Genomic DNA, 6,798 nt, shown 5'->3' on the forward strand with positions numbered 1-6,798 from the left:
TTCTTATTTTCGCCCAGTTTTAGTAGCAATCGATTATGGAAAAGAACGTTTTTGGCCGGGCCTGGTTGGTGATCGTGTTGGCGGCATTGTGGCTGCTGACTTACCCTTCTGTCCACAACCGGATTCCCTGGTTAAAAGACAATCTGCGGGGCTACAACTTTTACGAGTCTTTGCGCAGCACCCAACCCAAAAACAAGCAGCGCGACGCAGCCAAGGCCAAAGCGAAAAAACCGATTGCGCCAGTCATCAACCCTGCTTCTGAAATCCAGATCAGTGCTTACGACGCCAAGGACCAATACCATGGTTTGACCTACCTGGCCCATTTTTTTGAAAAACTGCGCCAGCGCAAAAGCCAGATCCGCATTGCCTATTACGGCGACTCTTCCATCGAAGGTGACCTCATTTGCCAAACTTTCCGCGACAGCCTCCAAAAACGTTTTGGGGGCAAGGGAGTAGGATACGTGGGCATCGACAACCCCATTCCCGGCTTCCGGCAGTCGGTGCGTTTGAGTTTTTCCAACAATTGGCAACGCAAAACGGTAATCGACAAGGACCCTGGACGCTTCCCCTTCGGGATTTCGGGCGAAAACTTTCGGGCTTTGTTCCCCCGCCTGATTGTACCCAAGGACACCATTGATGGAACAGCTGTCATTGATACTGCGCCGCCGCCCAAACCCATCTCCGTCCACCATTGGTCGGAATGGGGCGCCAGCAAAAGTTTTTACGGCACCCGTGGTTTTTCCAGTGTCCGTTTGTTTTATGGCCAAACTCAGGGTGATAGCCTGGCTCAAAGCACCCGCAAAGTCACCAGCACTTACAATGGCCGCAGCCGCGAAATCCAACTGGATGGGCGCGAAATCCTGAACACTGTTATCCTGGCCGATTCCATGACCACCAGGTTGCGGGCCGATTTTAAAGTACCGGGCTCCTTGCCCTTGTACGGTGTAAGTTTGGAAACACCCAATGGTGTCATCGTGGACAATTTCTCCCTGCGCGGCAATTCTGGCCGTAGCCTGATGCGCATCAGCCAGGAACAACTGAGCAGTTTCCAGACCGCCCTGGATTACGACCTGATCATCCTGCAATACGGCCTGAACGTACTCAACGCCAAACTCCAGGACTACAGCTGGTACACCCGCGAAATGAACCAGGTCATCGAACATTTCCAAAAAGCCATGCCCGGTGTGCCGATCCTGTTGGTTGGTCCCTCCGACAAGTCGATCAAAGACGGCGCAGCCATGCACTCCGATCCCAGCGTTTACCGCATTACCGAAGCCCAACGCCAATCGGCCATGGACAAAGGCTGCGGTTTTTTCAGCTTTTACGAGGCAATGGGCGGCGAAGACTCCATGGTGGAATGGGTAGAACGGCGTCGACCCAAACTGGCCAACCTCGATTACACCCACTTCAACAGCAATGGCGCCAAAATTGCGGGGAACTACCTGCTGACTTTTCTGTTGGGTGGATATACTGAATATGAACTTGCTTATAAAAAACGACCTTTGTAACTTACTGCTTCAAACCCTGATTATGCCACTGGACGATGTTTTGGACGATTTTGAATGGGAAAACCATAAGGAGGACCTCGAGGATGATTTTGAGGAAGAACTCGAAGAGGAATACGATCTTGTCATCCCACCCGACGCAGATGTAGTCTGCATCATGCGCTTCCCTTTTAGTTGGCAAGCCGAACTGGTAAAACTCATTTTGCGCAAAAACAATATTGCCAGTTTTATTACCAATGACCTAACAAACAACATGATGCAGCTGGAATGGGCACAAGTAAACTTATTCGTGATTGCCGAAGAGGCAGCCCGTGCCCTGGAAGTTTTGGAAGAAAACCGCAAGACCAAAGGCGAATTTCCTGAATAAATTCCAGCTATTTAAAATACAACACATGGCTTTGATCAAACCCGTAAAAGGTATTGCCCCTCAATTTGGCGACAATTGTTACCTGGCTGAAAATGCCGTTATTGTTGGCGATGTAGTGATGGGCGCGGATTGTAGCGTCTGGTTTCACGCCGTCATTCGTGGCGATGTCAACGCCATTCGGATGGGCAACAAGGTGAATGTGCAGGACGGTGCCATCATCCACTGCACCTACCTCAAAGCCGCCACCACCATCGGCAACAATGTATCCATCGGCCACCGCGCCCTCGTACACGGCTGCACCATCCACGACAATGTGCTCGTGGGCATGGGCGCCATCGTGATGGATCACGCGGTAGTGGAAGAAAATGTACTGATCGCCGCCGGGGCCGTAGTCCTGGAAAATAGCCGTCTGGAAGCTGGCCACATCTACGCTGGCGTACCCGCCAAAAAGGTCAAAGCCATCAGCGCGGAAACGTTTAAAGATACCATCGAGCGGATCGCGAACAATTATGTGATGTACGCGGGGTGGTTTAAGGAGGAGTAGGCAAGTTATTTGGCCTTGCTTAGGTGTAACTTAGGTGCCTTAGGTTTCTTAGGTGGTGAAAGCACTTTCGTGCCTAGTTTTTCTTCACCACCTAAGAAACCTAAGGCACTTAAGACTCACCTAAGGAGAGTTAAGCACTAGGTTCAAGTGACCTTTATTTCTTTCTCCTGCTCCTTCAAAAACGCCTCCGCCCCAATCGCATAAAACCTTACCTCATCCCCCACCCTCAGCCGCACCGGCGGTTCCACCTCTGGCAAAAACATCCGCCAGGGCGTACGCCCAATCACCTGCCAGCCCCCGGGGGAATCCAATGGGTAAATCCCCGTTTGTGCCCCTGCAATGCCAACACTACCCGCAGGAATCAGCGCGCGCGGCACCGCCCGCCGCGGACTAGCCAGCTCCGGCTCCACCGTACCCATGTAAGCGAAACCCGGCAAAAAACCCAACAAATACACTTGGTAGGTCCGTGCACAAAAACGCTCGACGAAAGCCGCCGGGCTCAATTGTTTTTGTGCCGCCAGTTCCAGCAAGTCCAAAGCATAGGGCGGCTCAAAACACACCGGGATGGCTACCATACGCGTGCTCGCCGCCGCAGTGTGTGTCATTTCTTGCGCCAAAACCGGCAAAATCCAATCCTTAAGCAACTCAAAAGGCAGCTGCTGCGGGTAATTTTTCAGCAAAAAAACCGGATCCCACAAGATGGCCAAAGTGTTGTACGCCGGAATCAGGTCGAGTACCCCCGGCAAATCCATTGCCGCCAAACGTTGCCAACAGCCCTGAACCTGCTGGTGAACCACTGGATCTAGCCCCCCGCCCCAATCGAGCAAAAGCCCCTGATCACCCAGTGGACTGATTTTTGGCCGCATTTCAGAACGATTAAGCTGCATTTAACAAAGATAATTGGTTCCAATCCTAAAAAAAAATCCCGATTCCTTTACTCCTACGCCACAAGATGGTATTTTTGCAGCCGTTTATTGAACAACACAAAAGGTCAACTAACAACCAAACAGGATATGGGTCGCGCGTTTGAATTTAGAAAAGGGCGTAAACTTAAGCGCTGGGCCAGTATGGCCAAAAATTTTACCAAAGTAAACCGGGATGTTACAATTGCTGTAAAAGAAGCTGGTCCTGACCCGGAGACCAACTCCAAACTGCGAATTGCCATCCAAAACGCCAAAGCCCTGAATGTGCCCAAAGACAACGTCGATCGCGCCATTCAGAAGGCCCTGGGCAAAGATTCTGCCGACTATAAGGAAATTGTATACGAAGGCTACGGCCCCCACAAAGTCGCCTTCGTGGTTGAAACTGCTACCGACAACCCCACCCGCACCGTTGCCAACGTGCGCAGCTACTTCTCCAAGTACGGCGGCTCATTGGCCAGCTCGGGTACCTTCGATTTCATCTTCTCCCACGATAGTGTATTCAAAATCAAAGCCGAAGGCATCGACATCGAAGAACTGGAACTGGAACTGATCGACCACGGCCTGGAGGAACTTTTTCCCGAAGACGATTGTATTGTGATCTACGCAGGTTTCAAAAACTTCGGCGCCATGCAAAAAGCCCTCGAAGAACGGGGCGTGGAACTGGTCAGCGCCGAGTTTGAACGCAACCCCAACGTCACCAAAGAACTGACCGAGGAGCAAAAAGCCGACGTGGAAAAACTGATCGATAAAATGGACGAAGACGAGGATATCCTCAACTATTTCCACAATATGGTGTGATTGCACTTGCCCGATGTGGCAAGTTTATCTATATTTACACTCTCTTTTTTAGGTCCCTTAGCTCAGTGGTTAGAGCGTCTGACTCATAATCAGGGGGTCGTAGGTTCAAGTCCTACAGGGACCACTTTTTAAGCCTTATTTCGCGGAATGACCGGGGAGTAAGGCTTTTTTTATTGCCAAAAATATATGCGATACCTGCCAATCCAAGAATGCTTCAATTGTCGCTCCAGTGGTGCGACAATTACAAAAAAATAGTTGGGCAATGCCGGATGGCCTCTATTTCTGTCGAGTTGTTGGCCTTAGGAGTATCGATGGTTTATTCCACAAGCTCCCAACGTCCCCCTTTTGCTGCCCCTACCCGTTTTACTCTGTTCTCATCTTTCAATTTGGACAGTTGTTTTTCAACGGCACGCTCAGAAATCCCAATCATATTGGCAAGCTCTGGAATGGTTATGGAGCCATTGGATTGTATCAGCTCAAGGATTTTCCCCGAACTTTTCCCCGAACTTTTCCCCGAACTTTTTTCCTCCAATCTTTTAAATTTGATGCGAAAGCCAGATTGATCGTAGTCAAAAACTGGAGCGACCAGACCTGCATTTTTACATTCCCTAATCATTTTTAAAGTACCTCTCCCCCAAGCTTCAATCAGGCCTGCTCTAAAAAATGTAGTAGCTATATCTGGATTAAATGGTATGGAAGGATGCTCCTTAATTAGGTCCGCAACTGTCCATGTTTCGGGCAATTGGCCAGCATTCCAAAAAGTAATGGCACCGTCGAAAACTTTAATTTGAATGGGGTTTCCACTACTGTAATCCTTGTGGGCTATGGCGTTGAGCAATGCTTCACGAATAGCCGATTCAGGATAGGGATATTCTTCAATTCTTTCGATGCCTTCATAGCGGATTGAGGCTTCAAAATACTTGGACAAAAGCAAGTCCATGGTTTTTTCCACCTGTTCCAATAAAGGCCCATGAATTTCATCTTGAAAACGCAGATCGTCTTCCGTGCGGAAATAGCCGATTTTCACATAGGCACCCGTAAAAAACTGTTCTGGATCAGGATGGAAAAGTAAAATAGCCGCTCGCTTGAGGTATTTCTTTTCTTTCAGGTGAAGCTTATCAATAAGGATTCGGTCATCTTCTTGCAAAACAGTTTTGTCCAAGCGTTTGGTTTGAGTTGCCCTTTTTCGGAAATAGTCAAATGCCGATGCACTAAGGTCTTCAACCGCAACATAAGGAACGGGAACACTATCCCAACGTTTGCCTTGCTTTTGGAGCAAAAACTTGTCCAGTGCTGTTCCTTTAAGCTCTTGCTTGGTACTCCCGCTACGATAATGGTATTGACCTTTGTAACTAACTGGATAAGGGTGTGGAGCAACCTCAATAGAAATCAGATCTTTGCCACTTTCTGAAGAAAGATTAACATCTACAACGATGCCCAATACATCCCTGATTTTATTCGGCAAATCTTCCATCAGCCGTTTGGCGTCGTCAAGACCAATTGCATTTCCATGGTCGTCTCTACCTATTTCAAGCCTCCCACCATTGGCATTGGCAAAGCCACATATCCATTTAATGTATTCGTCGCGCCAGGTACTTTTCCACTCTGTGTTTTGACTTTCGCTCATGGTAGGTGAGGTGGTAGTAGTAAGTTGATCATTTAAAAACCAATAGCAAATCTAAACAAAATTTGTTTGAAATTAAATTTATATTGAACATAAATCTTTGAGGGGTTCATTGATCGAAAACCTCTACCTGCCGACACGCTCTGGCTCGAAGCCAAACGTGACTGCTGGCTGCGCTAGACACCCTGGCGCAACCAAAAAACATTTACAACCTTTCACAATGGCATTTATCTTTGCACCAACAGTACCCGTTTTGCATACCGTAAGATCTGCTTGCGGGTCATTCTCCTTAGACATTCTCGGAATAACGATAATACACCCTCCATGCCTCTCGACGAAGCACACTTGGAGGGTTTTCTCTTTTATAAGCTATGAATAAACACGTATACACTAAAGTCCCTCTGTCGTTTCAAGATCAATTGGTATTGCTGAAAAGTCGGGGGCTTGAAGTGCCAAATGAAAGCAAAGCACTATACTACCTACAAGAGATCAGCTACTAGGGAGAAAAAATGTATTTTGCAAGGATTGTTTTTTATTCTTGAATGTCCAATCTGGTACAACCAAAGCGGAAATACACACAACAACCACTAAATTAAAAATCATGGTAATAGTTTAGCACCTCGCCTTCGCCGAAGCGAAACAATATTTTTCAGCCACAAATGACACAAATTTTCACAAATTAAGGCACGAACTTCGTTCGTGTCGGAAGCACAAACGCAAGTTTGTGCCTTAATTTGTGAAAATTTGTGTCATTTGTGGCTGAATTTCTAAAAAACACTCCACCGGAGGTGGGGTGCTAAACTTGTACAAATCATGAAAAATAGAATTCTGACAATCTTACTTGGCTTTTTGCTTTTGAGCGTATGGTCCTGTCAGAAAGCGGCCGACCTTACTGTAAATTCAAAAGAAGAACTTGAAGAAAAATTGAAGTCGGAATTTGAAAAAAGCAACACCACTTCAATCGCATATTGTGTCGTAAAAAACGATAAAATGCTTCACAGTGGAGCTTTGGGCTTTGCGGATACAAAGAATAACAA

General features: G+C 47.6%; 7 protein-coding genes and 1 tRNA gene. 6 read left to right on the plus strand and 2 right to left on the minus strand.

The window, feature by feature from the left end; translation table 11 throughout:
• Positions 1-35: 35 nt before the first annotated feature.
• Genes SFV55_RS05415 through SFV55_RS05425 form a run of 3 tightly spaced genes read left to right on the plus strand, consistent with a single transcriptional unit; the run spans position 36 to position 2,416 of the window.
• Entirely contained in the window at positions 36-1,508 is a 1,473-nt protein-coding gene (locus SFV55_RS05415; protein ID WP_320028452.1) for a GDSL-type esterase/lipase family protein, read from the plus strand.
• A 22-nt stretch (positions 1,509-1,530) separates the two neighbouring features.
• On the plus strand, positions 1,531-1,872 hold the full coding sequence (locus tag SFV55_RS05420; protein ID WP_320028453.1) for a putative signal transducing protein: 342 nt from the start codon (positions 1,531-1,533) through the stop codon (positions 1,870-1,872).
• Positions 1,873-1,897: 25 nt separating this feature from the next.
• Positions 1,898-2,416, plus strand: a complete 519-nt coding sequence (locus SFV55_RS05425) for a gamma carbonic anhydrase family protein (protein WP_320028454.1) — start codon at positions 1,898-1,900, stop codon at positions 2,414-2,416.
• A 143-nt stretch (positions 2,417-2,559) separates the two neighbouring features.
• Here the strand turns inward: SFV55_RS05425 and pxpB are convergent, their stop codons facing one another.
• On the minus strand, positions 2,560-3,282 hold the full coding sequence (gene pxpB / locus SFV55_RS05430) for a 5-oxoprolinase subunit PxpB (RefSeq protein ID WP_320028455.1): 723 nt from the start codon (positions 3,280-3,282) through the stop codon (positions 2,560-2,562).
• A 147-nt stretch (positions 3,283-3,429) separates the two neighbouring features.
• Here pxpB and SFV55_RS05435 point away from each other — a divergent pair, with 147 nt between their 5' ends.
• Together SFV55_RS05435 and SFV55_RS05440 are read left to right on the plus strand one after the other, a co-directional pair.
• On the plus strand, positions 3,430-4,137 hold the full coding sequence (locus SFV55_RS05435) for a YebC/PmpR family DNA-binding transcriptional regulator (protein WP_320028456.1): 708 nt from the start codon (positions 3,430-3,432) through the stop codon (positions 4,135-4,137).
• 51 nt (positions 4,138-4,188) lie between these two features.
• Positions 4,189-4,261 (plus strand) — tRNA-Ile (locus tag SFV55_RS05440).
• A gap of 192 nt (positions 4,262-4,453) precedes the next feature.
• Here the strand turns inward: SFV55_RS05440 and SFV55_RS05445 are convergent.
• Positions 4,454-5,764: an ATP-binding protein gene (locus SFV55_RS05445; protein ID WP_320028457.1), complete on the minus strand. Its 1,311-nt coding sequence runs from the start codon at positions 5,762-5,764 to the stop codon at positions 4,454-4,456.
• An 810-nt stretch (positions 5,765-6,574) separates the two neighbouring features.
• Here SFV55_RS05445 and SFV55_RS05450 point away from each other — a divergent pair.
• The coding region (locus SFV55_RS05450) for a hypothetical protein (RefSeq protein WP_320028458.1) at positions 6,575-6,798 on the plus strand (224 nt) is incomplete at its 3' end.

The sequence above is a fragment of the Haliscomenobacter sp. genome (genome assembly GCF_033763495.1).
Lineage (GTDB): Bacteria > Bacteroidota > Bacteroidia > Chitinophagales > Saprospiraceae > Haliscomenobacter.

Coding starts and splice junctions, on each gene's coding strand:
- SFV55_RS05415 (WP_320028452.1), top strand. CDS start 36: ATGGAAAAGAACGTTTTTGGCCGGGCCTGGTTGGTGATCGTGTTGGCG.
- SFV55_RS05420 (WP_320028453.1), top strand. CDS start 1,531: ATGCCACTGGACGATGTTTTGGACGATTTTGAATGGGAAAACCATAAG.
- SFV55_RS05425 (WP_320028454.1), top strand. CDS start 1,898: ATGGCTTTGATCAAACCCGTAAAAGGTATTGCCCCTCAATTTGGCGAC.
- pxpB (WP_320028455.1), bottom strand. CDS start 3,282: ATGCGGCCAAAAATCAGTCCACTGGGTGATCAGGGGCTTTTGCTCGAT.
- SFV55_RS05435 (WP_320028456.1), top strand. CDS start 3,430: ATGGGTCGCGCGTTTGAATTTAGAAAAGGGCGTAAACTTAAGCGCTGG.
- SFV55_RS05445 (WP_320028457.1), bottom strand. CDS start 5,764: ATGAGCGAAAGTCAAAACACAGAGTGGAAAAGTACCTGGCGCGACGAA.